Raw genomic sequence first — 26,483 nt, forward strand, 5'->3', positions numbered from 1 at the left:
AGTCCGGCGCGCTTTATATCACAAATTCGCCCCGGACTCCAATAGTTGTTCACAGGAGGCGCCCTTAATGATTCTCAATTTGGCACCTTCCTGATGCCCTGATACCATTGTTTTACATTTATCAGTATTGCCGAATTTTCCGGCACCAGCGGACCAGATTATGGCTATTTCAATTAAAACCCCTGAAGAAATCGAAAAAATGCGCGTCGCGGGCAGGCTTGCCGCTGAAGTGCTTGAAATGATCGAAGAACATGTGAAACCAGGCGTCAGTACGGGCGAGCTGGATCGCATCTGTCACGATTACATTACCAACCACCAGCATGCGATCTCCGCAAGCCTGAACTACCACGGCTTCCCGAAATCCGTGTGTATTTCTATTAACGAAGTGGTCTGCCACGGCATTCCCGATGACGGCAAGCTGCTGAAAGATGGCGATATCGTCAACATCGACGTGACCGTCATTAAAGATGAGTACCACGGCGACACGTCTAAAATGTTTATCGTCGGCAAGCCGACCATTCTGGGCGAGCGCCTGTGCCGCATTACGCAGGAAAGCCTGTATGTCGCGCTGCGCATGGTGAAGCCGGGCATTCGTCTGCGCACCCTCGGCGCCGCCATTCAGAAATTCGTCGAAGCGCAAGGGTTCTCCGTGGTGCGCGAATATTGCGGACACGGCATCGGCCGCGGCTTCCATGAAGAGCCGCAGGTGCTGCATTACGATGCCGATGACGGCGGCGTGGTGCTGCAACCGGGCATGACCTTTACGGTCGAGCCGATGGTTAACGCCGGCGACTACCGCATCCGCACCATGAAGGACGGCTGGACGGTGAAAACCAAGGATCGCAGCTTGTCTGCACAGTACGAGCATACTATTGTGGTGACGGATAACGGCTGCGAAATTCTGACGTTGCGTAAAGACGACACCATACCCAACATCATTTCGCATAACGACTAATAAGAAGCCGGCAAACGCCGGCTTTTTTTATGGGTGGCGCATGATGAGTAACACATTACCCGAGCAGTCGGTGAATACCACGCTTGCTCCTCTTCCCGGACAGCCTGAAAACCCCGCCACCTGGCCTGCCGACGCGCTGAACTGCGCGCAAATCAAACACCATCTCGACGCCTTTCAGCAGTGGCTGGGCGCCGCGTTTGACGATGGCTATAGCGCCGAACGGCTGATTGAAGCGCGTACTGAATTTATCGACCAGCTCCTGCAACGGCTGTGGCTCGCCGCGGGCTTTGGCGAAACCACCGACGCCGCGCTGGTAGCGGTGGGCGGTTACGGGCGCGGCGAACTGCACCCGTTATCGGATATCGATCTCCTGATCCTGAGCCGCAAACGCTTAAGCGAAGCGCAGGCGCAAAAAGTAGGCGAGCTATTGACGCTCCTGTGGGACGTGAAGCTGGAAGTGGGCCACAGCGTACGCACGCTTGAAGAGTGTCTGCTGGAAGGGCTTTCGGATCTCACCGTGGCCACTAACCTTATCGAATCGCGCCTGCTGATTGGCGACGTGGCGCTGTTCCTTGAGTTACAAAAGCACATTTTCAGCGACGGTTTCTGGCCTTCGGAGAAATTCTTCGCCGCCAAAGTGGAAGAGCAGAACGAGCGCCACCAGCGCTATCACGGCACCAGTTATAACCTGGAGCCGGACATTAAAAGCAGCCCTGGCGGTCTGCGCGATATTCACACGCTGCAATGGGTGGCGCGCCGCCACTTTGGCGCCACGTCGCTGCGTGAAATGGTCGGCTTCGGCTTTCTGACGGAAGCTGAGCGCAACGAGCTTGACGAGTGCCAGCATCTGCTGTGGCGCATTCGCTTTGCCCTGCATCTGGAACTCAACCGCTACGACAACCGTCTGTTGTTCGACCGCCAGTTGAGCGTAGCCCAGCGCCTGCGTTATGAAGGCGAAGGCAACGAGCCGGTTGAGCATATGATGAAGGATTTCTACCGCGTCACGCGCCGCGTCGGCGAGCTTAACCAGATGCTGCTGCAACTGTTCGACGAAGCTATCCTTGCGCTGACGACCGATGAAAAACCGCGCGTGCTGGATGACGATTTCCAGCTGCGCGGCACGCTTATCGATCTGCGCGATGAAACGCTGTTTATCCGCGAGCCGCAGGCCATCCTGCGCATGTTTTATATGATGGTGCGTAATCGCGACATCACCGGCATCTACTCCACCACCCTGCGTCATCTGCGCCACGCGCGTCGTCATCTTAAACAGCCGCTGTGCTACATCCCGGAGGCGCGCTCGCTGTTTCTGGCGATGCTGCGCCATCCGGGCGCCGTCAGCCGCGGCCTGCTGCCGATGCACCGCCACAGCGTATTGTGGGCCTATATGCCGCAGTGGTCGCATATCGTTGGCCAGATGCAGTTCGATCTGTTCCACGCCTATACGGTGGATGAGCACACCATCCGCGTGCTGCTGAAGCTGGAAAGCTTCGCCAAAGAAGAGACGCGCTCGAAACACCCGCTCTGCGTGGATCTCTGGCCGCGCCTGTCGCACCCGGAGCTGATCCTCATCGCCGCGCTGTTCCATGACATCGCCAAAGGACGCGGCGGCGACCACTCGGTGCTGGGCGCGCAGGACATCCTGAAATTCGCCGAGCTGCACGGCCTGAACTCGCGTGAAACGCAGCTGGTCGCCTGGCTGGTGCGCCACCACCTGCTGATGTCGGTCACAGCCCAGCGCCGTGACATTCAGGATCCGGAAGTCATTAAACAGTTCGCCGAAGAAGTGCAGACCGAAAACCGTCTGCGATTCCTGGTTTGCCTGACGGTGGCGGATATCTGCGCCACCAACGAGACGCTCTGGAACAGCTGGAAGCAGAGCCTGTTGCGCGAGCTCTACTTCGCGACTGAAAAACAGCTGCGCCGCGGCATGCAAAGCACGCCCGACATGCGCGAGCGGGTGCGTCATCACCAGCTCCAGGCGCTGGCGCTGCTGCGTATGGAGAATATCGATGAAGAGGCGCTGCACCACATCTGGGGACGCTGTCGCGCCAACTACTTTGTGCGCCACAGCCCGAACCAGCTCGCCTGGCACGCGCGGCATCTGCTCCACCACGATCTCAGCCAGCCGCTGATCCTGCTAAGCCCGCAGGCGACGCGCGGCGGCACCGAGATATTCATCTGGAGCCCGGACCGCCCTTACCTCTTCGCCGCGGTCTGCGCCGAGCTCGACCGGCGCAATCTGAGCGTGCACGACGCGCAGATCTTCACAACCCGCGACGATATGGCGATGGATACCTTTATTGTTCTGGAGCCGGACGGCAGCCCGCTTTCCCCGGACCGCCACGAGGCGATTCGCCACGGTCTTGAGCAGGCGATCACCCAGCGCACCTGGCAGCCGCCGCAGCCGCGTCGTCAGCCGGCCAAACTGCGGCACTTTACGGTGGAAACCGAGGTGAGTTTTCTGCCGACCCATACCGACAGAAAATCGTTTCTGGAGCTTATCGCGCTCGATCAGCCCGGCCTTCTGGCGCGCGTCGGACAGGTCTTCGCCGACCTCGGCATTTCGCTGCACGGAGCCCGAATCAGTACAATCGGGGAGCGAGTAGAAGATTTATTTATAATCGCGACAGCGGACCGGCGTGGGCTTAATAATCTGCTCCAGCAAGAGGTGAGACAACGGTTGACAGAGGCCCTCAATCCAAACGATAAAGTGTAGTGAATTTTTAATACCCAAAAGTTATCAGGAAAGAAGCTAATTATGCAGCAGCTACAGAACGTTATTGAATCCGCTTTCGAGCGCCGCGCCGACATTACGCCGGCGAACGTCGATGCCGTCACCCGCGAGGCGGTCAACCAGGTTATCGCCCTGCTGGACAGCGGCGAACTGCGCGTCGCAGAGAAGATCAACGGCGAGTGGGTCACCCACCAGTGGCTGAAAAAAGCGGTGCTGCTCTCCTTCCGCATTAACGACAACCAGGTGATTGAAGGCGCCGAAAGCCGCTACTTCGACAAAGTGCCGATGAAATTCGCTAACTACGACGAAGCGCGCTTCCAGAAAGAAGGCTTCCGCGTGGTGCCTCCCGCCGCCGTGCGCCAGGGCGCGTTTATCGCCCGCAACACCGTACTGATGCCGTCTTATGTCAACATCGGCGCATATGTCGATGAAGGCACCATGGTGGATACCTGGGCTACCGTCGGCTCCTGCGCGCAGATCGGTAAAAACGTTCACCTCTCCGGCGGCGTCGGCATCGGCGGCGTACTGGAGCCGCTGCAGGCCAACCCAACTATCATTGAAGATAACTGCTTTATCGGCGCGCGCTCTGAAGTGGTGGAAGGCGTTATCGTTGAAGAAGGCTCTGTTATCTCGATGGGCGTTTACATCGGCCAGAGCACCAAAATTTATGACCGCGAAACCGGCGAAGTCTTCTACGGCCGCGTGCCGGCAGGCTCCGTGGTGGTTTCCGGCAACCTGCCGTCGAAAGATGGGACATACAGCCTCTACTGCGCGGTGATCGTGAAGAAAGTCGACGCGAAAACCCGCGGTAAAGTCGGTATCAATGAACTGCTTCGCACCATCGACTAAGCAGAACGAAAAAAGGCGGGCCTGGCCCGCCTTTTTCACATCTGAGGGTGGCGCGATGAGATCTTTTCATTAATTATCTAAAGGTTAATATTTCCCCAGGGGGATCGCTATGTACGACAACCTTAAGAGTCTTGGCATAACCAATCCTGATGAAATCGACCGTTACAGTCTGCGCCAGGAAGCGAACAACGATATCCTGAAGATCTACTTCCATAAGGATAAGGGCGAGTTCTTCGCCAAAAGCGTGAAGTTTAAATACCCACGCCAGCGCAAAACCGTGGTCGCCGACGGCGTCGGTCAGGGTTACAAAGAAGTGCAGGAAATCAGCCCTAACCTGCGCTACGTGATAGACGAGCTGGATCAACTCTGCCAGCGCGACCGCACCGAAGTGGATCTGAAACGCAAAATCCTCGACGATCTGCGCCATCTGGAAAGCGTCGTGGCGAACAAGATCTCCGAGATCGAGTCCGACCTCGAAAAGCTCACCCGCAACAAATAAGCGTTGCCCGCGCGTTTTATCGCAGGGCATCAGACGTAAAAAAGGCCGCAATCGCGGCCTTTTGTTTTCAGAGCGTCTCTTACTGCATCAGCAGATAGATAGAGCTGTCGCCACGCTGAATATTCAGCGCCAGCACCGACGGTTTGCTGTCGAGGATTTTGCGCAGTTCGGCGATATTGCTCACCGGCTGCTGGTTCGCGCCGACAATAACATCTCCTTTTTTCAGGCCAATGCGTGCCGCAGGCGAACCCGCTTTCACACTGTTGACCACCACGCCTTTTTCCTTGCCGGCACGGTTGCTCATCTCCGCCCCTTCGATACCGCTGAAGATAGAAGACGAGTCTACCTGCGTCTGGCTGCTCTGCTGCAGCACCAGATCGACGTTCACCGGTTTGCCGTCGCGCAGCAGGCCAAGCGTCAGTTTCGTGCCGACCGGCATGGTGCCGACCTGCGCACGCAGCGCCGCGAAGCTGCTAATCGGCTTGCCGTTCAGCGACACAATCACGTCGCCCGCTTTCACGCCCGCTTTGGCGGCGGAAGAGTTCGCGAGAACCTGGCTTACAAACGCGCCGCGCTGCGCGTCCACTTTCATCGCTTTAGCGAGTTCAGAATTCAGCTCGGTCCCCATGATACCCAGCTCGCCGCGTTTCACCTGGCCATATTCGACCATCTGCGACGTCAGGCTTTTCACCATGTTGCTCGGAATAGCGAAGCCGATACCGATGTTGCCGCCGTCAGGCGCCAGGATCGCGGTGTTGATGCCGATAAGCTCGCCGTTCAGGTTCACCAGCGCGCCGCCGGAGTTCCCGCGGTTAATCGCCGCATCGGTCTGGATAAAGTTCTCGTAGTTTTCCGCGTTCAGGCCGCTGCGACCGAGCGCCGAGACAATACCGGACGTCACCGTTTCACCAAGCCCGAACGGGTTGCCGATGGCGACGGCATAATCGCCGACGCGCAGGCTGTCGGAGTCGGCAAGTTTAATCGCCGTCAGGTTTTTCGGGTCCTGAATCTGAATAAGCGCGATGTCGGAGCGCGGATCTTTACCCACCATTTTCGCGTCCAGCTTACGGCCGTCGCTCAGTTGCACTTTGATGGTGGTGGCGTTATCCACCACGTGATTATTCGTGACCACATAACCTTTAGCGGCGTCGATAATCACGCCGGAGCCCAGCGCCATAAATTTCTGCTGCTGGCCATTGCCGTCAGCGCCGCCCTGACCGCCAGGGCCGCTCTGGCAGAACGGAGAGCTCTGGAACGGAGAGCCATCCTGGCAGAACGGCGAATCATCGCCGAAAAACTGCTGGAAGTTGCGCGGCATACGCGGCGTATTGACCGTTGTGCTGCCTTCAACGTTAATGCTGACGACAGAAGGCATGACTTTTTCCAGCATCGGCGCCAGGCTCGGCATCGCCTGCGACGTCACGGCGGACGCGGTTTCAGCGGCGAAGGAAGCCGGGCTTAATGCCAGCCCCAGGCTCAGGGCCAGCGCACTCATTGCTAACGTGGTTTTTTTCATCGATTCATTCTCAACTAACAAGTAACGCAAATAAATTGCTGTGAAGGTGTCTGTCAGAGTCGATTTATAGCGCGAAGTTCCATTGTTAATTTTCTGAAAAAAGTAAAAATTTATTGGGCGTCTTTACAAAACGAAGCGGGGTTATTCTACCGCCATCAGTTTGCGATATTCATCCCAGGCGTAGAGATCGGTCATTCCGCTGATATAGTCCTGGATAAGACGGCAACGATAATAATATTCCCAAACCGGGAAATCCGCCGCCTGAGGATGAAGATGACTCACGGCCTCGATATAAGCCAGCCGGTGCCGGGAAGAAAGTTTATGATAAAGGCGCGATTCAATCGGTAACGTTCGCACGCTCTCTTTTTCCACCAGCTCACGAAATTGCGCCAGCGTCAGCGAGAGCAACGGGCGATAAATATCCAGCAAACCGCTAATGACCCGGTAGCCCTGCAGCTCCAGTTGCTCGACGTCAGGGTGGTTAAATACATGACGTACCGCGACATTTTTATACAGCTCCAGCAGACGGCTGTATGGGCTGTCATCTTCAAGCAGCGCATGATTAAACGAGCCGTCAAAGACCTCGGACAAATTATCAATAAAGCGCTGCGCGGCGTAAGGCGCCAGTCGATTTAACGTATTGACGCGCAGATACATAAAGAACTGATCTTCCGCGCTGTGGTGCAATTGATTGGTTCCCGATTTATCCCAGGCGTTTTGCACCACCAGATTAAAGAGATCGCCAGGCGCATGTTCGCCCCAGGCCTCGTAGAGATGCTGATATAACTGCTCGACGCTGAAAATGCGTTTTTCCACCGCATCCTCGAGATCGGCCACGCAATAAGAAATATCGTCGGCCGCCTCCATAATCCAGGCGAGCGGAAAGCGACTGTAAGTTTCTAATTGCAGTTCTTTACGCAACCTCGAAATATATTGATCTTCGGAGAGATAAAACCCAGGCTTTTTCATCAGGTAGCTGTGGGTTTGCGGCACTGCTCCGCTGTACCAGGCCGGGCGCGTATATTTAAGAATACCGCCGACCTGCGCCCAGGTGAGATTCATGCGCAGCAGCGTATGCACCAGCCGTATTCCCTGCGCGTTACCCTCGAAATGACACAAATCCCGACGTACATTGCTGCGCAGGGCGTTAAGCGCCTCTTCGCCCTCCTGCAGGCGCAGCGTCTGCACCGTACAGCGGTCCTGGCTTACGGGCTGGTTTTCGGCATCCGCCGGAAAGAGCCGCTGGCTGAACCAGTCGTTAATCGCCGCTTCGCCGAAGTGACCGAACGGCGGATTGCCAATGTCATGCATCAGGCACGACATCTCGACAATGCTCTCAAACGGCCCGGTCAGTTCCGCCAGGCCATACGCCTCAAGCAGCCCCTGCTCCTTCAGGCGGCTTAACACCTCTTTGGCGATATAGCGCCCGACCTGCTGGACTTCCAGCGAATGTGTAAGACGGGTGCGCACTGCGGCGTTACGCTCAAGGGGAAAAACCTGGGTTTTCTGTTGCAGACGGCGGATCGCGGGCGAGTTAATAATGCGGCCGCGATCGCTTTCAAAGATGCGCAGGATCTCGTGTTCACTCTTTACGCCCTGCGGCGAGCGATACCGGCGATGCCAGTTGATTTTGTTTCGGAAATCGATTTTCTCCATCCGCCCTCCCGGTCTGCGCGCACGCGAATTAAATCCTTGCTGTCTGCCATGATAGACTATGCCTCTGAATCCATCATTTAGCGAGTATCTCTATGAAAGCAGGCATTATTGGCGCAATGGAAGAAGAAGTGACGCTGCTGCGTGACAAAATCGACAACCGCCAGACCCTGAATATCGCCGGCTGCGAAATTTACACCGGCACGCTCAACGGCGTGGACGTGGCGCTGCTGAAATCGGGCATCGGTAAAGTTTCCGCCGCGATGGGCGCGACGCTGCTGCTGGAGCACTGCAAACCTGACGTGATTATCAATACCGGCTCGGCGGGCGGTCTCGCGCCCTCGCTGAAAGTAGGCGACATCGTGGTGTCCGACGAAGTGCGCTACCACGACGCCGACGTGACCGCGTTCGGCTACGAATATGGCCAGATGGCGGGCTGCCCGGCGGCGTTCAAAGCCGATGAAAAACTGATCGCGGCGGCGCAGGAAACGATCGAACAGCTCAACCTGCACGCAGTACGCGGGCTGGTGGTGAGCGGCGATGCCTTTATCAACGGCTCCGTGAACCTCGCGAAAATCCGCCATAACTTCCCGCAGGCGATTGCCGTTGAGATGGAAGCGACCGCGATTGGTCATGTCTGCCATAACTTCGGCGTGCCGTTTGTCGTGGTGCGCGCCATTTCTGACGTTGCGGATCAGCAGTCGCACCTGAGCTTTGAAGAGTTCCTGGCGGTGGCGGCGAAGCAGTCGAGCATGATGGTCGAAACGCTGCTCACGAGCCTGAACCGTGGCTAAACGCTGGCTTAACAGGGCGCTTATCGTCCTGTTTGTCCTCCCGGCGTGGCTTTTTGCCGCGCCGCGGGTGATTACCCTCTCCCCCGCCAATACCGAACTCACCTTTGCCGCCGGCATTACGCCGGTTGCGGTCAGCGCTTACTCTGACTACCCCGACGCCGCGCGTCATCTCGAACAGGTCGCGAACTGGCAAGGGATGAACGTTGAGCGTATCGCGACGCTCAAACCCGATCTGCTGGTCGCCTGGCGCGGCGGCAATCCCGAGCGGCAGATAAATCAGCTCACATCGCTCGGCATTCACGTGCTCTGGCTCGATCCGCAAAATGTCGCGCAGGTGGCCGACGCGCTACGCGCGCTCGCGCCTTACAGCCCGACGCCGGAAAAGGCGCAGGCGGCAGCGCGTGAGCTCGAACAGCGCTGGCAGGCGCTCGCCGCGCGTTATAAAGGCCAGCCGAAAAAGCGCGTGTTTTTACAGTTCGGCACGCGCCCGCTCTTTACCACCAACCACGCGTCTATCCAGAATGAGATAGTCGAGACCTGCGGCGGCGAGAATATTTTCGCCGACAGCCCCGTTCCCTGGCCGCAGGTGAGCCGCGAACAGGTGCTGGCGCGCCATCCTGCGGCGGTGATTATCACCGGCGGCGAGACGTCCGTCACCGCCACGCGGCTGTTCTGGCAGCCTCAGCTCAATGTCCCGATCATAAGCATTAACGATGACTGGTTTGAACGCGCCGGCCCGCGTATTATCCTCGCCGCGAATCAGCTCTGCCAGGCGCTGGCAGAGGTAAAATAACGAGTCGAGGAACATCATGCTGGTTTACTGGCTGGATATTATTGGCACCGCAGTGTTTGCCATCTCCGGCGTTTTGCTGGCGGGCAAACTGCGTATGGATCCTTTCGGCGTACTGGTGCTGGGCGTGGTGACCGCGGTGGGCGGCGGCACGATCCGCGATATGGCGCTCGATCACGGTCCGGTTTTCTGGGTGAAAGATCCCACCGATCTGGTGGTAGCGATGGTGACGTGTCTGCTGACGATTGCGCTGGTGCGCCAGCCGCGTCGCCTGCCGAAGTGGGTGCTGCCGGTGCTGGACGCCGTCGGGCTCGCGGTGTTTGTCGGCATCGGGGTGAATAAAGCGTTTATGGCCGGCACCGGCCCGCTGGTGGCGATTTGCATGGGCGTAGTGACGGGCGTCGGCGGCGGCATTATTCGCGACGTGCTGGCGCGCGAAATCCCGATGATCCTGCGGACCGAAATCTACGCCACCGCGTGCATCGTGGGCGGCATCGTCCATGCGACGGCGTTTTATACCTTTGCGGTGCCGCTGGAGCAGGCGAGTATGATGGGCATGGCGGTGACGCTGGCGATCCGGCTTGCGGCGATCCGCTGGCATCTCAAGCTCCCCACCTTCGCGCTGGACGAAAAAGCGTAAGCCATAAAAAAAGCCGTGTCTTAAAACACGGCTTTTTTGTTTCAGCAAGGCAATCAGATGCTGAAGGAAGAACCACACCCGCAGGTGCTGGTGGCGTTCGGGTTGTTCACCACGAAGCGCGAGCCTTCGAGGCCTTCGGTGTAATCCACCGCGCCGCCGACCAGATATTGCAGGCTCATCGGGTCAACGACCAGCGACACGCCCTGCTTCTCGATAGTCATATCGCCATCATTGATCTGGTCATCAAAGGTAAAACCATACTGGAAGCCGCTGCAACCACCACCGGTGATGTAGACGCGCAGCTTGAGATTCGGGTTGTCCTCATCGGCGATCAGGCTTTTTACTTTATTGGCTGCTGCGTCGGTAAACTGCAGCGGCAGCGCTACGTCATCACTCATTTTTTGCTCCCGTTGAAACCAGCAATCGGGCAAAGAATAACCCGATCTTTAGGGCCATTATCTATTACCCTGGTAAATCGTTCAAGTATTCCGCCCGTCGGCCTGCGCCTGTCGCTCCGCCTCCTGTTTCGCAAGCGTTCGCGCGAGGATCGTAGAATAGAGCGGCTTGCCGCCGAGGAACTGGGCGAGCAGTGTCGCGCCGAGACAGGTAATAATCATTGGCAAAATGAGCTGGTAATTATCGGTCATCTCCAGCACCAGCACGATGCCCGTAATCGGCGCCCTGACCGAGGCGGCAAGCAATGCGCCCATCCCGGCGATAGCGAACGTGCCCGCCTGTAAATGCCACTCCGGGAACCAGGCGGCGCAGGCCATGCCGAACGCGCTGCCAAGTAGCGTGCCGAGCGCCAGCATCGGGGCGAAAATCCCGCCCGGCGCGCCGGAGGAAAAACAGAACACCGTCGTCAGCACGCGCGCGATGAAAATAAACAGCATCATACCGATGGTAAAATTACCCGCCGCCGCGATGGGGATCAGGCCAAATCCGCCGCCCGCTGCCGCAGGCTCCCACAGCGCCAGCAGACCGCACGTGCCGCCGATAGCGCCGCCAAGCAATACCCAGCGGGTGATATTTCCGCCATGAATACGTGCGAACACATCCTGCATCCCCAGCACCAGACGGTTAAACAGCGGCCCCACCGCACCGAAAATGATGCCCAGCAGCAGATAGAGCCAGAGCGTGTAGACGGGCGCGTCGGCCAGTTGCCCCACCTCAATCACCGACCCTTCGCCATTGAAAATGCGAAAGACAATGGTCGACATAATAACGCCGGTGAACACCGCTTTAATGGAGATAAGGTTGTAGTGAAACTGCGTGCGCATCTCTTCGATAATAAACAGGATGCCGGCGAGCGGCGCGTTAAAGGCCGCCGCAAGACCCGCCGCCGCCCCCGTTGCCAGCAGCGTATGGCGCGCCTCGGCGTCCGGACGGTGAAAAATATCCAGCACCATGCGCCCGATATTGCCGCCCATCTGCACCATCGGGCCTTCGCGTCCGAGCACCATGCCCGCGCCGAGCGTGCCCATGCCGCCGAAAAACTTCACCGGCAGTACGCGCCACCAGCGCACCGGACGTAACTCCTCCAGCGCCCCTTCGATTTCAGGAATGCCTGAACCGCCCGCCTCCGGCGCGAAGCGGCGCACCAGAAAATACCCTGCCATCGCCAGCAGCGCGGAAAACAGAAACGCCAGCAGCCAGACGAGCCAGGGACTGTCCGCCACCTGCGCCAGCCCTTCAATGCGATGCGCCGTGACCCAGGCGACCGATTTTTCAAACGCCACGCCCGCAAGCCCTGTCAACAGGCCGGTGAGCGTCGCCAGCAGTAAGATTGTCAGCGGTGTTTTGTCGCGCGACAGTAACTGGCGGATAACAGCGGCGTGTTGAAATCCTCTGACGCGGCGTGGGGATGTCGTCTGCGGGTTCATGCGAACAGATTCTCCGGGATTCATTCAGGCTACGTATTATACGCCGCGCGGCGGCGTCATTCAAAAAAGCCCTGCCCGCTGTCGGGGTTTAATCGGGCAAAACTTTCATAACCAAGAAGGGATGACTTAGAATAACCCGTTATCCCTCTTTTCCCCGAATCAGGAGCCGATTCATGAGTAAGTCTGAAAACCTCTTTGCCGCCGCCCGCGAACTTATCCCAGGCGGCGTTAACTCGCCGGTGCGCGCCTTTACCGGCGTGGGCGGCACGCCGCTGTTTATCGAACGGGCGGACGGGGCTTATCTCTATGACGCCGACGGCAAAGCCTATATCGACTACGTTGGCTCCTGGGGCCCGATGGTGCTGGGCCATAACCACCCGGCTATCCGCAACGCGGTGATTGAAGCGGCTGAGCGCGGCCTGAGCTTCGGCGCGCCGACGGAAATGGAAGTCAAAATGGCGCAGCTGGTCACTGACCTGGTGCCGACGATGGATATGGTGCGTATGGTGAACTCCGGCACCGAAGCGACCATGAGCGCTATCCGCCTGGCGCGTGGCTTTACCGGCCGCGATAAAATCATCAAATTCGAAGGCTGCTACCACGGCCACGCGGATCACCTGCTGGTGAAAGCGGGCTCCGGCGCGCTGACCCTCGGACAGCCGAATTCGCCAGGCGTACCGGCGGATTTCGCGAAACATACCCTGACCTGCACCTATAACGATCTCGCCTCCGTGCGCGAAGCCTTCGAGCGTTACCCGCAGGATATCGCGTGCATCATCGTTGAGCCGGTGGCGGGCAACATGAACTGCATTCCGCCGCAGCCCGATTTCCTGCCGGGCCTGCGGGCGCTGTGCGACGAATTCGGCGCGCTGCTGATCATTGATGAAGTGATGACGGGTTTCCGCGTCGCGCTGGCGGGCGCGCAGGCGTACTACAACGTGGTGCCGGATCTCACCTGTCTTGGCAAAATTATCGGCGGCGGTATGCCGGTGGGCGCGTTCGGCGGACGTCGCGAAGTGATGGAAGCGCTGGCGCCGACCGGCCCGGTTTATCAGGCGGGCACGCTCTCCGGCAACCCGATCGCGATGGCGGCAGGCTTCGCGTGCCTGAGCGAAGTGGCGCAGCCTGGCGTGCACAGTACCCTTGACGCGCTGACGACCCAACTGGCGGACGGCCTGCTGGATGCCGCGCGGGACGCAGGCGTGCCGCTGGTGGTGAACCACGTCGGCGGGATGTTCGGTTTCTTCTTTACCGATGCCGACAGCGTGACCTGCTATCAGGATGTGGTGAAATGCGATGTCGAGCGCTTTAAGCGTTTCTTCCATCTGATGCTGGAAGAAGGCGTGTACTTCGCTCCGTCGGCGTTTGAAGCGGGCTTTATGTCCGTCGCGCACAGCGAAGAGGATATTAATAACACCATCGACGCCGCGCGCCGGGTGTTCGCGAAGCTGTAAGGTTTTTTTGACCGTGGCGGGTGCGCTTACGCTTACCCGCCCTACAATGCATCGATAAAGGTGAGTCATTGTAGGGTGGGTAGGGTGGGTAAGCGTAGCGCACCCACCTTCTCACCAACCGAACGCCCCTCCTGATTTCCTGCCTCTGATTAACGGCTCTGCTTACGCAACAAATACACGAAATATGGCGCGCCGATAAACGTCGCCAGCAGCCCCGCCGGGATCTGGTACGGGAACATCGCCATCCTCCCCGCCCAGTCCGCCAGCATCATCAGCATACCGCCCAGCAATGAGGCGATAACCAGTTGCGGCAACGCGCGGCGAAAACCGAGCATCCGCGTAATGTGCGGCGCCATCAGCCCGATAAAGCTCAGCGGCCCGATGGTCAGCGTCGCCGCCGCGGTCAGCGCCGAGGCCAGCAACAGCAGCACGATGCGGGTCGGCGTCAGCGCCATTCCCACCGCACGCGCCGTCTCGCCGCCGAGCGGCAGCACCGTCAGCCAGCGACGGCACAGCGGCGTCAACGCCAGCAGCGCCAGCATCACCCACAACGAATTGCGCGCCTGCTGCGGCGTCACGCTGTAAGTGGAGCCGGAGATCCAGGTGATCACCTGCGCCATACGCGGATCGCCGCTCGCCTGAAGCATCACCAGCAGCATCGTAAACGCGGTGCTGAGCGCCATCCCGGCGAGCAACATCCGGTGCGGCGAAAACCCGCCGCGTCCGGCGGCAATCAGAATAATCATCAGCGTCGCCGCCGCCCCGACGCTGCCCGCCGGCAGCAGCCAGCCAAACGCGTCGCCCGGCACGAACAGCAGCATCAACACCACGCCGAATGCCGCGCCGGAACTGATGCCCAGCACTTCCGGGCTCGCCATCGGGTTGCCGGTCAGCCGCTGGATAATACAGCCCGCCGCCGCCAGCATGGTGCCCGCGCACATCGCCGCCAGCACGCGCGGCCAGCGCCAGCTCAGCAACTCGCGCAGCACGTCGCCCTGCGCCCATACCCAGCCATTCGCGTCGCGACCAAAACAGAGCGCCAGCGCCGCCACGCCCAATAACAGCAACAGCCCGCCCAGCGCCCAGCGCCCCACCTGCCCGCGCTCGGCCGGGATCGCGTCGCCCGCATTCATCGCCGGCGCGCTCATGGTACGCAGACGCGGCAGGAGCCACAGCAACAGCGGCGCGCCAAACAGCGCCGTCGCCATCCCGGTAGACACTTCCAGCCAGACGCGGGAAAGCCAGAGGATAAACTGATCCGATAGCCACAGCAGCAGCGCGCCAATGAACGCGGCCAGCAACAGCCGCGCCAGCAGCCGACGCGCGCCGAGCATTTTCGCGAGCAGCGGCGCGAACAGGCCGATAAACCCGATGATCCCGACCGCGTTGACCAGCAGCGCGCTGATGACAATCGCCAGCGTCAGCGTCGCGAGCCGCGCCAGCGACAGCGCCAGCCCCAGATTGCGCGCCACGCCGTCATCCAGCCCCATCAGGGTAAGCGGGCGCAGCAGCAGCAGCGTCAGTAAAAAGCCCGCCAGCAGTTGCGGCCACAGCCGCGCCGCCACGCTCCAGTCGTTCTGGTTAAGCGCGCCGGTGCTCCATAAAAACATGCTTTGCAGCTGATCGTGGTGGAACAGCACCAGCAGTTGATTGACGGCACCGCAATAGAGGCTCACCACCAGGCCCGCCAGAATGAGCGTGACCGGCGAGAGACGTTTACCCCAGGCGACGCCGAACACCAGCAATCCGACCACGCAGGCCCCGGCCAGCGCCGCGAACTGAGCGGTCAGTACGCCGCCCGGCAACGCCCAGAGCGTCGCTACGGTCACGCCAAGCTGCGCGCCGGTCGCCACGCCAAGCGTGGTCGGCTCCGCAAGCGGGTTACGCAGCACCTGCTGAAACAGCACGCCCACCAGCCCAAGCCCTGCGCCAACCAACAGCGACACCGCAAAGCGCGGCAGCAGGCTGTAGTGGAACAACATCTGATCGATGGCGTCGATATCCGGGCGCCACAGCGCCTCGCCCCATTGCGCGCGCGGCAACCAGGCGTTCAGGTTAGCCCAGCTCAGACCGAGCGCCAGCGCGAACAACAGCCCCAGCAACAGCGCCGGGAACAGCAAAGAACGTTGTCTCATGCCCGGCCTCCCAGCGCGTTATCCAGCACGCGGCCAAAGCGCATCGCCGAAAGCGTCGCGCCGTAAAACCAGACGGCGGGCACGCGCTGAAACCGGTCCTCACGCACAAACGGCATCGCCTGCCAGAGCGGCGTGGCGGCAAGCTGGCGCATCGCCTGATCATCGCCATGCTCAAAGCAGATGACGTCAGCGTCGCGGAACTGCGCGAGGCGTTCGATGCCGACAATCGCGCTGCCCCAGAAATTGGTCTTATCCTGCCAGGCGTTGGGAATATTTACCGCATCCAGCACCGGCTGGAACAGGCTGTTCGTGCCGAGCGTCAGCGCGTGGCGTGAGTCCAGTAACGACATCATCAGCAGCGGACGCTGACCGCGGCCCGCAAAGCGCAGCTTCATCTGCGCCAGGAACCGTTCAAACTCATCAAGGTGAGCCTGCGCCGCGCTCTCCAGCCCCAGCCGTGCGGCCAGCGCCACGAGCGACTGGCGCGCCATGGCAAGCGGCGCTTTGCCGTCGGTAAACGTCACGCCCATACCAGGCGCGATACGCTTAAGCTGCGCCTCCGCCGGGCCATAACCGGCCGACCAGATCATCAGCGACGGCTGAAGCTGGGTAAGCAACTCCAGATTCGGCTCGGTACGCAGCCCGACGTCGATGACGGAATCCGGTAGCGGCGGGTAGTCAACCCACAGGCGATAGTTCGGCACATCCGCGACCGCGAAAGGCACCACGCCGAGCGCGATAAGCTGTTCGACGGGCAGCCATTCGAGCGCCACGATACGTTTGAGATCCACCGATGCCGCACGGGCTTTCGCCATGTGCCACATCAGCGGCGAGAGGGCCATCGCCGTCATCAGACGCCGACGGCTGAAAGGCGTAGAGAGAATATCGCGCATCAGCAGACAAAGCTCACGGGTGCCAGGCCCGCCGGATGCGGCAGAATGCCCATCGGAATGCCATAAATCTGTTGCAGCGTTTCGCCGTTCATAAGTTCAAGCGGGCTGCCCTGAGCTATCATCTCCCCGCCGCGCAGCGCCACCAGATGGTCGCAGTAACGCGCCGCCATGTTGATGTCGTGCAGCACCGCGATCACCGTTAACCCGCGCTGCTGGCTTAAGCGGTGGATCAGCGCCAGCACGTCAACCTGATGGGCGATATCCAGCGCCGAGGTCGGCTCGTCGAGCAGCAGGCAGCGGCTGTTCTGCGCTACCAGCATGGCTATCCAGGCGCGCTGGCGCTCACCGCCGGAAAGGCTGTCCACCAGCCGGTGCGCAAGCGGTTTAAGCCCTACCAGACTAATCGCTTCCTCCACCCGTTCGCGATCTTCCGCCCCGAAACGCCCGAGCGCGCCGTGCCACGGGTAGCGGCCAATCGCCACCAGTTCACGCACCGTCATGCCTTCAGCGGCAGGCAGTTGCTGCGGCAGATACGCGACTTCACGCGCGAACGCTTTGCTGTTCCAGTCCGCGAGCGGCTCACCGTTAAGCAGAATGTCACCCCCGGAGGGTTTCTGGTGACGCCCCAGCATTTTCAGTAGCGTGGATTTGCCGGAGCCGTTATGGCCGATGAGACCGGTGACTTTGCCCGCCGGAAAGGTGAGCGATAAGGGGTGCAGCAGCGTGCGTCCGGGCACACGGAAAGTGAGATCTTTTAACGAAAAACCAGCATCGGGCGAGGAAATTTTGTCCTGCATGGTAGCCAACTTGTTGAAGGGCACGCCGGAGCGTGCCCGAAGACGGATCAGAAGCGGAATGTTGCGGTCGCCGTAACCTGACGTTCCGCGCCCCAGAAACAACCATAGGTCTGGAAGCAGCTAGAGACATATTCACGGTCAAGGAGGTTATTAACGTTTACCGCAACGCTTGAGCCTGGCAGGCCCACTCGCGCGAGGTCATATTTGACCACAGCGTCCATGACCGCGGCGCTACCGACTTTAAAGGTATTCGCCGGATCGCCGTAGCTGGAGCCGATAAAGCGACCGCCGGTGCCAATCGTCAGCCCGGAGAGCGGTCCATTATTAAACGTGTAATCGCCCCACAGCGAGCCCATATTGCGCGGCACCTGCTCAACGTGATTGCCTTTGAGATTGGTGTCTTTGGTGTATTCCGCATCAATATAGGTGTAAGACGCCGTCACGTTGATGTTCGCATTAACTGCGGCTTTGGCTTCCAGCTCGACACCGCGCGAGCGCACTTCACCCGATGGCACCTGTAAGGTTGCGTCATTAGGATCGGTAGTCAGCGTGTTGGTTTTGGTCAGCTGATACACCGCGCCGGTAATCACGATCGGCATATCTTTCGGCACATATTTCACGCCCGCTTCATACTGCTCGCCTTTAGACGGCGCAAAAGCCATGCGCGGCGTGCTGTAGAGATCAAAAGCGTTCGGCTCGAAAGACTGGCTGTAGCTAACGTACGGAGAAATACCGTTGTCGAACAGGTAGTTCACGCCGCCGCGCCAGGTAAACTGGTGGTCGTTGCGCTCAATAGAACCACCATCAGCCCGTACGGTCGTCCCTTGTTGAGACCAGTCATAGCGGCCGCCGAGCGTAAACACCCATTTATCCCATTCAGCCTGATCCTGAACGTAAATACCGGTCTGTTTCGTTTCGTTAAGCTGATATGGCTCGGCATTACCAAAATCAAAGTCTTCCGGCGTGTAAGAGCCGTAAAGATCGATGGCTGGCGCTGAGCCAAACGCGGCATTGATGTCGTTGCGCATACGCATGAAATCGACACCGGTCAGCAGCGTGTGATCCAGGGCGCTGGTCGCGAATTTGCTTTGTAGCTGGGTATCGACGCTGAAGTTCTGCAGACGCTCGTTATCAACGACGGTGCCGCGGTTCAGCGTATGGCCATCTGCCTGAATACCCGTGCCGTAGACGCTCTGCTGCGCCGTTTTCATCTCTGCAAAACGCAGATTCTGGCGCACGGTAAAGGTATCGTCGAAAGCGTGCTCGAAGCTATACCCCACCATTTTCTGGTTGCGGGAATAGGAGTTATTAGACGCGCCTTCGTTAAAATCGCTGCCGATACGTTTGCCGTTCGGTAACGGTTCGACCGTTCCCTCTTTCGGCAGCCAGCCGTAGTAGCCGGTTTGCGGTTCGTTCTGGAAATAAGAAAGGAACGTGAAATTCGTGTTTTCATCAGGACGCCAGGTAAACGACGGCGCAATCGCGTAGCGTTTCTGTTTAGCGTTAACCTGCTGCTGATCGTTTGAGCGCGCCACGCCGGTCAGGCGGTAAGAAAACTCGCCGTTATCGTCCAGAGAGTCGCTGAAGTCAAAACCGGTCTGGTAAAGATTATCCGTGCCCATTTTGAACTGGACTTCATGCAGCGGTTCGGTGGTCGGACGCTTGCTGACCATCGCGATAATGCCGCCGGGATTGCTCTTACCATAAAGTACGGACGTCGGGCCGCGCATCAGCTCCACGCGTTCCAGCATGTAAGGGTCGATAACCGCATCGTTGTAAAAGTTGCCCTGCAGTTTCAGCCCATCCAGATAATTGTTCTGGCTTAAGCCCACGGACGTAAACCCGCGAATGCTGACAAAGTCATAAGTGGTAGAGGCGCCACGGTTGCTGACAACCACGCCCGGCGTATAGCCCAGCGCTTCTTTCACCGACTGAGACTGACGCATGTCCATCTCTTCGCGCGTCACGACGGACACGGACTGCGGCGTTTTTTCAATCGGCGTATCGGTTTTGGTGGCGGTCGCGGAACGTTTTGCCGCAATGGTCGGGGCCGGGCCCCAGGCGCTCTCCTGCGCAGCAGCAGCGGAAACGGTGATGGTTTCCTCTTTCTGGCCGTCGGCGGCTAACGCGGAGGCGGTAAAACCGCCGCACGCCGTAGCAACAACAACCGCCAGTCTGCAAATCCTGGTATTGATCTGAGTGTGAGTAGAACGCGCCATGCTAATTTCTCTGAGTGATAGTGACAAATGATAACGTAAACGAGAATTATTATTATGCGCCCGAGATGATATGCGAAAGGTTGTTTATATAGCAAGCGCCTGGCGCAGCGCGGGCGGCCAATGGCCCAATTAATCACCAGAGGAAATTATCTGGTTAATCAGCGGCTATCGAAACGTTACCGGCACTTTAAAGACCCGTGACAATAAAAAAGGGCTTAGCCCTGCTCCCGCCGAAGCCGGAGAGGCGCTAAGCCCTGTGTTACCGAAGGGGACGTCAGTTGCTGCCGAACATATCTTTAATCCAGCCCGCGACGCCGTCGCTCTTCTCTTCCTGCTGCGGCGCCTGTTGAGGCTGCTGCTGTTGCGGCTGCTGCGGCGCAGACTGATCGAACGGATTGCCCGACGGCGCGACCGGCTGGCTCTGCTGGCAGAGCGCATTCGGATCGCTGGTCCAGACTGGCAGCGTACGCATACCACCGCCGCCGCATAGGAAATTGCCCATATCATCAACGCCCATGTCGACGATATCTTCAGGCGGCGTCAGATCCAGCGGGATCGGCGACTGATTGGTCAGATAGCGCTGGTAAATCGCCATCGCGCCGCTGGCCCCGTAGAGTTTGGTCGGCTGGTTATTGTCGCGCCCCACCCAGGTGATCACCACTTCACGCCCGTCGATACCGGCAAACCAGGTGTCGACGTTGTTGTTGGTGGTCCCCGTTTTCCCGGCGAGATGCAGTTTCGGGAATTTCACCGCCAGCGCATGGCCGGTGCCGCGCTGCACGACCTGCTGCATCGTCCAGAGCGTCAGGTAGGCGGCCTGCGCCGGTACGGCGCGCTCCGACTGCGGGAAGCTCTGATACAGCACGCTGCCATCTTCGGCGATTACCGAACGCAGCACGGAGAGCTGGGCGCGGTTGCCGCCGCTCGCGATGGTCTGGAACGCCTGCGCCACTTCAACCGGCGTCAGGTTCAGCGCACCGAGCAGCATAGCCGGAACCGGATGCAGCTGATTTTCCGGCGCGCCGAGTTTTTTCCAGGTCTCGGTCACGGCGGGCAGCCCCAGCGCCATACCGAGGTTGACGGTCGGCACGTTCATGGAGCGCGTCAGCGCATCCACCAGCATCACCTGGCCGCTGTAGCGGTGATCGTCGTTCTGCGGCGACCACACCTGCCCGTTCGGCTGGCGCAGGGCGATCGGCGCATCGGCGATCCAGGTGTTGAGACGGTACGTGTTCGGCTGGCTAAGCGCGGTCAGGTAGGTCGCCGGTTTGGCGAGCGAGCCAATCGAACGGCGCGCCTGCATGGCGCGGTTATAGCCCGCGAACTGCGGATTCGCGCCGCCGACCATCGCACGGACTTCGCCGGTGAAGCGGTCCACCACCACCATCGCGGTTTCCAGATCCTTCAGCTTGCGCTGTTTAATCAGCGCCGGAATACCTTCCACCGCCGCTTTCTCCGCCGCATCCTGCGCGACCGAGTCAAACGTGGTGAAAATCTTCACGCCGGAGAGATCTTTCACTTTGTCGCCAAGCTTCGCCTGCAACTCCTGACGCACCATCTGCATAAACGCCGGCTGCGGGGAGATTACGCCGCCGCGCGGCTGCACCCCGAGCGGACGGGCGCTCAGCATGTCGTAGAGCTCCTGGTCGATGACCTTTTGCTCCTGGAGCAGGCGCAGCACCAGGTTACGACGCTCCAGCGCCAGTTTCGGGTTACGCCATGGGTTATAGAGCGACGCGCCCTTCACCATGCCCACCAGCAGCGCCTGCTGATCGAGGCTAAGCTCTTCCACCGGACGGCCGAAGTAGTAGAGGCTCGCCAGCGGGAAACCGCGGATCTGATCGTCGCCGCTCTGACCGAGATACACCTCGTTCAGGTACAGCTCAAGGATACGATCTTTGTCATAACGCGCGTCCATGATAAGCGCCATGTACGCTTCGTTGGCTTTACGCCACAGGGTGCGCTTGTTGGTCAGGAACAGGTTTTTCACCAGCTGCTGCGTCAGCGTACTGCCGCCCTGCACCGCGCGGCCCGCCGTCAGGTTCGCCAGCACCGCGCGACCAATCGACCAGACGCTGATGCCGTCATGCTCATAGAAGTGGCGGTCTTCCGTCGCGACCAGCGTATCGACCAGCAGATCCGGAAAGCCGGAGCGCGGCACAAACAGGCGCTGCTCGCCGTTGGGCGATGACAGCATCGTAATCAGCCGCGGATCGAGGCGGAAGAAACCGAAGTTACGGTTGCTGTCCATGTTCTCGATAGAGGCCAGATGGTCGCCATCAAACTCCAGGCGCGCGCGGATCTGCCCCTCTTTGCTGTCCGGGAAATCGAACGGACGGCGAATCATCTCGATGCTGTTCGCCTGGACGGTAAATTCGCCAGGGCGCGTCATTTTCGTCACCTGACGATACTGCGTCGCCTCCAGCAGCTTCACCATCTCCTGCTTGCTGATGGTCATATCCGGCTCAAGGTTAACCATGCGCCCATAGACCGCCGCCGGCAGTTGCCAGACTTTGCCATCGATACGGCTGCGGATTTTTTGATCGAGATAGACGCCGTAAATAACCAGCAGCACCACAAAAATCACAAACAGCTTTAACAGAAGCCACAGCCAGCGGCGTTTGCCGCCCTTGCCTTTTTTGCCTTTTACTTTACGCGGCATCGGCTCCTCATCATCGTCTTCATACTCATCGTCATAATCCTCTTCCCTGAGACGACGACGGCTTACCTTCTGTTTAGTCGGACGCGTCGGTCGTCCTTTGCGTCCGATAGGTTCGCGGTCATTCCCCGCCATGCTTTTTCTCCACAACGTACAGGCGCAAAGGCCAGATTCTTGGCTCTTCCGCCCGCAGGCGGAAGAAGAAAGCTCTCAAATCATCACGACGGCAAGGCCGTCGTTACTGATACTTTTTGGTGCGCCGGGTCGGCAGCGCATTCGCCGGATCGTCCGGCCAGACATGTTTCGGGTAGCGCCCTTTCATCTCTTTCTGCACCTCTTTCCAGGCGCCGCGCCAGAACGCGCTGAGATCGCGCGTGATCTGTAGCGGTCGCTGGGCGGGCGAAAGCAGTTCAAGGGTGAGCGGCACCCGGCCTTCGGCGATAACCGGCGTGTCGGCCTCACCGAACATCTCCTGAATGCGCACGGCCAGCGCCGGTGGGTTTTCCTCATGATAGCGAATCGCTATCCGGCTGCCGGTCGGCACAGTGTAATGCTCCGGCAGCGCACTATCCAGCCGTTGCCGCTGCGTCCAGTCGAGTAAATGCAGCAGCGCCTGGGCGAGATTGATGTTTTTCAGCGCGCGCAGCGAATGTACGCCGCGAAGCGCGGGTAACAGCCAGACATCGAGCGAAGCCAGCAGCGCCTCGTCGCTGACGTCCGGCCACGGATGTTCCGGCAGAAAGCGCGCCGCGCACTGCAAACGCAGGCGCAACTGCTCCGCCTCTGGCGTCCAGTTAAGAACAGAAAGCCCTTTTTCGCGAATGCCGTTAAGCATCGCCTGGTGAAGCTCCTCTTCGGAAGGCTTTGAGAGCGGCTGGGTTTTCAGCACCAGTTGCCCAACCTGCCAGCGGCGCTGCGCGCGCAGCGTGCCCTGTTCGTCATTCCACTCCAGCGAATCGCGCTGGCTCAGCAGATGCGGGCATGCGTCAATGAGCGCGTCGATGTCGAGCGGCAGCGCCTGTAAAATGCGTGCGTCGGCGCTGTGGCTGCCCTGAAGCAGCAGCGGCGCGATAAGCCACTCATAGCGTGTCAGCGCGTCGTCCTGACTGAGCATCGCGCCCATGCCGTTGGCGAGCTGATAGCGCCCCTCCTGACCGCGACGGCGCGCGATACGGTCGCTGAACGCGCAGGCCAGCAGCGCGGGCGCAAGAGAGAGCGACGGCGTGCCGCCGCGGGCGTTAAGCCGCTTCATCAGTTGCGCGCAGCGGGCCTGCCAGTTGCTCTGGCTTCGGGAAAAGGCGCTGCGCAAATCCGCCTCCGCCCCGCGCGGCGGCTCTTCCATGATTGCGGCGAGCCGCGCCGCCGTCGCCTGAGCGTCAGCGCCTTCTGCGCAGGCCAGCATCGCGGCGAGGCGCGGATCGTTGCCGAACTGCGCCATCTGGCGTCCGCGCGCGGTTAACTGGCCGTCTTTCAGCGCGCCCAGCGCGGTGAGCAGTTCGCGCGCGGCGGCAAGGTTCGCCGCGGGCGGCAGATCCAGCCACTGGAGATCCGTTACGTCACGGCATCCCCACATCAGCAGCTCCAGCAGCAGCCCGGAGAGATCGCTTTGGGTAATTTCGGCTTCCGCCTGCGCGGCGGCGCGCTCCGCCTGCTCTTTCGGAAGAAGATGCAGACAGATGCCGGGCTCAAGGCGTCCGGCGCGACCGGCGCGCTGGGTCATCGACGCCTGGCTGATGCGCTGCGTGATAAGCCGCGTCAGGCCAGTGCGGGCGTCAAAGCGCGCCACGCGCTCCTGGGCGCTGTCCACCACCAGCCGGATGCCTTCGATGGTCAGACTGGTTTCCGCGATATTGGTGGCGAGCACCACTTTGCGAAAGCCGGACGGCGCGGGCAGGATAGCCTTGCGCTGCTCGGCGAGCGGCAGCGCGCCGTAGAGCGGACACAGCAGCACATCGCGCCCCACGCGTTCTGCAAGCTGCGTCTGCACCCGCTGGATCTCGCCGACGCCCGGTAAAAACAGCAGCAGCGAACCGGATTCTTCACGCAGCAAGCCGCTCACGGCCTGCGCCACCGCCTCATCGAAACGCTGATGCGCAGAGAGCGTCTGGTAACGCCGCTCCACCGGGAAGCTGCGCCCTTCGGACACCACCGTCGGCGCCTGCGGCAGCATCGCCTGCAGGCGCGCGTTGTCCAGGGTCGCAGACATAATCAGCAGTTTGAGATCCTCGCGCAGCCCTTGCTGGACATCGAGCAGCAGCGCCAGGGCGAGATCCGCCTGCACGCTGCGCTCGTGGAATTCATCAAGGATCACCAGCGACACGCCGGAAAGCTCCGGGTCGCGCTGCAACAGCCGCGTCAGAATGCCTTCGGTCACCACTTCCAGCCGGGTGGCCGGGCCGGTGCAGCTTTCGGCGCGCATCCGGTAGCCCACGGTTTCGCCGCATGGCTCGCCGAGCAGATCCGCCAGACGCTGCGCCACGTTACGCGCCGCGAGCCGTCTGGGCTCCAGCATGATGATTTTTCCGTCCAGACCGCCGGATTTTAAGATTTCCAGCGGCAGCCAGGTCGATTTCCCGGCGCCGGTCGGGGCGCACAGCAGCACCTGCGGCGCGTGCTGCAGGGCGTTGAGAAGATCAGGTAAAACGGCGGCGACCGGTAAAGACGACACGACAGGCTCCAGAGGGTTACTATGAAAGGCACGCATTGTAGCATTCCGCCCGATCATTACGAGTTACCGCTATGTCAGACCAGAAACGGCTGTTTTTCGCGCTGCCGCTGCCAGCCGACCTTCAGCAACGCATTATTGAGTGGCGCGCCGCAAGCTTTGCGCCCGACGCGGGCAGGCCCATCGCCGCCGCGAATTTGCATATCACGCTCGCCTTTTTAGGCGACGTCAGCGCGCAAAAACAGCGCACGTTAAGCGCGCTTGCCGGGCGTATTCAACAGCCAGGGTTTACGCTTGCGCTCGACGACGCCGGGCACTGGCCCCGCTCGCAGGTGGTCTGGCTCGGCTCCCGCCAGCCGCCGCGCGGCCTGTTGCAGCTCGCGAATCTGCTGCGTGCGCAGGCGGCGCGCAGCGGTTGCCCACAAAGCACGCAACCCTTTCATCCGCATGTCACATTACTGCGTAACGCTCAGCACCCGGTCAGGCTGCCGCCGCCAGGGTTTGGCTGGCAGCTTCCGGTGCGGGAGTTTGTGCTGTATGAATCGCGATTTGAACAGGGACGTACCCGTTACCAGCCGCTGCAAAGCTGGTCTCTGAACCCATAAGGAAGCGACATGGAATTTACGCCCGCACTGCAACCGGCCCGGCTGATTCAGCGCTACAAGCGCTTTCTTGCCGATGTGGTCACGCCGCAAGGCGACACCTTAACCCTGCACTGCCCGAACACCGGTGCGATGACCGGCTGCGCGACGCCGGGGGATACCGTCTGGTATTCCACCTCTGACGTCGCGACGCGCAAATATCCGCACACCTGGGAATTAACTGAAACCCGTGACGGCGCTTTTATTTGCGTGAATACGCTGCGCGCCAACACGGTGGTGAAAGAGGCCTTGCAGGCGCAGAGGCTGCCTGCGCTCGTCGGTTACGAGAGCCTGAAGAGTGAAGTCAAGTACGGTGCCGAACGCAGCCGCATCGACTTTATGTTGCAGGCGAGTGACAAGGTTAACTGCTATATTGAGGTGAAATCCGTGACGCTGTCGGAGCAGGATTCAGGGTACTTCCCGGATGCGGTGACCGCGCGCGGTCAGAAGCATTTGCGGGAGCTGATGAGCGTAGTGGAACAAGGGGATCGCGCCGTGCTGTTGTTCGCCGTGTTGCACTCCGCCATTACGCAGGTCGCCCCGGCGCGCCATATTGATGAACGCTATGCCGAGCTCCTGAGCGAGGCGCAGCGCAAGGGGGTGGAAGTGCTGGCCTGGAAGGCCTCGCTTTCCGCCAGTGAGATAACGCTGACGTCGCCTTTGCCGGTTCGCTTATAACCAGTTGATCCGCAATCGACTAATAA

Annotated in this window: 20 protein-coding genes; 10 read left to right on the plus strand and 10 right to left on the minus strand. The window is 60.0% G+C overall.

Annotation, left to right across the window (positions count from 1 at the left end):
• The first annotated feature begins 160 nt into the window (after nt 1-160).
• From map to AB8W27_RS16840, 4 genes are all read left to right on the plus strand, one after another.
• Nucleotides 161-955, plus strand: a complete 795-nt coding sequence (gene map, locus AB8W27_RS16825) for a type I methionyl aminopeptidase (protein ID WP_007769358.1) — start codon at nt 161-163, stop codon at nt 953-955.
• Between the two features lie 43 nt (nt 956-998).
• Nucleotides 999-3,674: a bifunctional uridylyltransferase/uridylyl-removing protein GlnD gene (gene glnD / locus AB8W27_RS16830; protein WP_012815352.1), complete on the plus strand. Its 2,676-nt coding sequence runs from the start codon at nt 999-1,001 to the stop codon at nt 3,672-3,674.
• 42 nt (nt 3,675-3,716) lie between these two features.
• A complete protein-coding gene (dapD, locus tag AB8W27_RS16835) occupies nt 3,717-4,541 on the plus strand; it encodes a 2,3,4,5-tetrahydropyridine-2,6-dicarboxylate N-succinyltransferase (protein ID WP_012815351.1) in 825 nt (274 codons plus the stop codon).
• 109 nt (nt 4,542-4,650) lie between these two features.
• Nucleotides 4,651-5,040, plus strand: a complete 390-nt coding sequence (locus AB8W27_RS16840; protein ID WP_004386143.1) for a DUF3461 family protein — start codon at nt 4,651-4,653, stop codon at nt 5,038-5,040.
• A 79-nt stretch (nt 5,041-5,119) separates the two neighbouring features.
• Here AB8W27_RS16840 and degP read toward each other — a convergent pair whose 3' ends face one another.
• Together degP and dgt are read right to left on the minus strand one after the other, a co-directional pair.
• The gene (gene degP / locus AB8W27_RS16845) at nt 5,120-6,556 is read right to left on the minus strand and encodes a serine endoprotease DegP (RefSeq protein ID WP_041923212.1); all 1,437 of its coding nucleotides are present in this window, start codon (nt 6,554-6,556) and stop codon (nt 5,120-5,122) included.
• 141 nt (nt 6,557-6,697) lie between these two features.
• Nucleotides 6,698-8,212, minus strand: a complete 1,515-nt coding sequence (gene dgt, locus AB8W27_RS16850; protein WP_041923211.1) for a dGTPase — start codon at nt 8,210-8,212, stop codon at nt 6,698-6,700.
• Between the two features lie 92 nt (nt 8,213-8,304).
• Between dgt and mtnN the strand changes: the two genes are divergently transcribed.
• Genes mtnN through AB8W27_RS16865 form a run of 3 tightly spaced genes read left to right on the plus strand, consistent with a single transcriptional unit; the run spans nt 8,305 to nt 10,433 of the window.
• Complete coding sequence (gene mtnN, locus AB8W27_RS16855; RefSeq protein ID WP_012815348.1) at nt 8,305-9,003, plus strand: 5'-methylthioadenosine/S-adenosylhomocysteine nucleosidase; 699 nt, start codon at nt 8,305-8,307, stop codon at nt 9,001-9,003.
• The gene (btuF, locus tag AB8W27_RS16860) at nt 8,996-9,796 is read left to right on the plus strand and encodes a vitamin B12 ABC transporter substrate-binding protein BtuF (RefSeq protein WP_012815347.1); all 801 of its coding nucleotides are present in this window, start codon (nt 8,996-8,998) and stop codon (nt 9,794-9,796) included. The genes mtnN and btuF overlap by 8 nt, the downstream gene beginning before the upstream one ends.
• A 16-nt stretch (nt 9,797-9,812) precedes the next feature.
• Entirely contained in the window at nt 9,813-10,433 is a 621-nt protein-coding gene (locus AB8W27_RS16865; RefSeq protein WP_007769285.1) for a TRIC cation channel family protein, read from the plus strand.
• A 53-nt stretch (nt 10,434-10,486) separates the two neighbouring features.
• Here the strand turns inward: AB8W27_RS16865 and erpA are convergent, their stop codons facing one another.
• Together erpA and clcA are read right to left on the minus strand one after the other, a co-directional pair.
• Nucleotides 10,487-10,831, minus strand: a complete 345-nt coding sequence (gene erpA / locus AB8W27_RS16870) for an iron-sulfur cluster insertion protein ErpA (RefSeq protein ID WP_004386149.1) — start codon at nt 10,829-10,831, stop codon at nt 10,487-10,489.
• Nucleotides 10,832-10,912: 81 nt separating this feature from the next.
• Complete coding sequence (gene clcA / locus AB8W27_RS16875) at nt 10,913-12,316, minus strand: H(+)/Cl(-) exchange transporter ClcA (protein ID WP_012815345.1); 1,404 nt, start codon at nt 12,314-12,316, stop codon at nt 10,913-10,915.
• Nucleotides 12,317-12,489: 173 nt separating this feature from the next.
• On the opposite strand from clcA, the gene hemL reads away from it, so the two are divergent.
• Nucleotides 12,490-13,770 (plus strand): glutamate-1-semialdehyde 2,1-aminomutase, encoded by a 1,281-nt coding sequence (gene hemL, locus AB8W27_RS16880; protein ID WP_012815344.1) that lies wholly within the window; start codon nt 12,490-12,492, stop codon nt 13,768-13,770.
• Nucleotides 13,771-13,919: 149 nt separating this feature from the next.
• On the opposite strand, the gene fhuB is transcribed toward hemL, so the two are convergent.
• From fhuB to hrpB, 6 genes are all read right to left on the minus strand, one after another.
• A complete protein-coding gene (gene fhuB / locus AB8W27_RS16885) occupies nt 13,920-15,905 on the minus strand; it encodes a Fe(3+)-hydroxamate ABC transporter permease FhuB (protein WP_041923210.1) in 1,986 nt (661 codons plus the stop codon).
• Nucleotides 15,902-16,798 carry a Fe(3+)-hydroxamate ABC transporter substrate-binding protein FhuD gene (fhuD, locus tag AB8W27_RS16890; RefSeq protein ID WP_041923209.1) on the minus strand — a complete coding sequence of 299 codons (897 nt, stop codon included), beginning with the start codon at nt 16,796-16,798 and terminating at the stop codon, nt 15,902-15,904. The genes fhuB and fhuD overlap by 4 nt, the downstream gene beginning before the upstream one ends.
• Nucleotides 16,798-17,595, minus strand: coding sequence for a Fe3+-hydroxamate ABC transporter ATP-binding protein FhuC (gene fhuC / locus AB8W27_RS16895; protein WP_041923208.1), 798 nt, complete (start codon nt 17,593-17,595; stop codon nt 16,798-16,800). The genes fhuD and fhuC overlap by 1 nt, the downstream gene beginning before the upstream one ends.
• Before the next feature lie 47 nt (nt 17,596-17,642).
• Nucleotides 17,643-19,814 (minus strand): ferrichrome porin FhuA, encoded by a 2,172-nt coding sequence (gene fhuA, locus AB8W27_RS16900; RefSeq protein ID WP_012815340.1) that lies wholly within the window; start codon nt 19,812-19,814, stop codon nt 17,643-17,645.
• 274 nt (nt 19,815-20,088) lie between these two features.
• Nucleotides 20,089-22,608: a bifunctional glycosyl transferase/transpeptidase gene (gene mrcB / locus AB8W27_RS16905; protein ID WP_041923207.1), complete on the minus strand. Its 2,520-nt coding sequence runs from the start codon at nt 22,606-22,608 to the stop codon at nt 20,089-20,091.
• A gap of 103 nt (nt 22,609-22,711) precedes the next feature.
• Entirely contained in the window at nt 22,712-25,141 is a 2,430-nt protein-coding gene (hrpB, locus tag AB8W27_RS16910; RefSeq protein ID WP_041923206.1) for an ATP-dependent helicase HrpB, read from the minus strand.
• Nucleotides 25,142-25,212: 71 nt separating this feature from the next.
• Here hrpB and thpR point away from each other — a divergent pair, with 71 nt between their 5' ends.
• Both thpR and sfsA read left to right on the plus strand, forming a co-directional pair.
• Complete coding sequence (gene thpR, locus AB8W27_RS16915) at nt 25,213-25,743, plus strand: RNA 2',3'-cyclic phosphodiesterase (protein ID WP_012815337.1); 531 nt, start codon at nt 25,213-25,215, stop codon at nt 25,741-25,743.
• Between the two features lie 9 nt (nt 25,744-25,752).
• The gene (sfsA, locus tag AB8W27_RS16920) at nt 25,753-26,457 is read left to right on the plus strand and encodes a DNA/RNA nuclease SfsA (RefSeq protein ID WP_012815336.1); all 705 of its coding nucleotides are present in this window, start codon (nt 25,753-25,755) and stop codon (nt 26,455-26,457) included.
• Nucleotides 26,458-26,483 lie beyond the last annotated feature (26 nt).

The sequence above is a fragment of the Cronobacter turicensis genome, assembly GCF_041222865.1.
GTDB classification, from domain to species: domain Bacteria; phylum Pseudomonadota; class Gammaproteobacteria; order Enterobacterales; family Enterobacteriaceae; genus Cronobacter; species Cronobacter turicensis.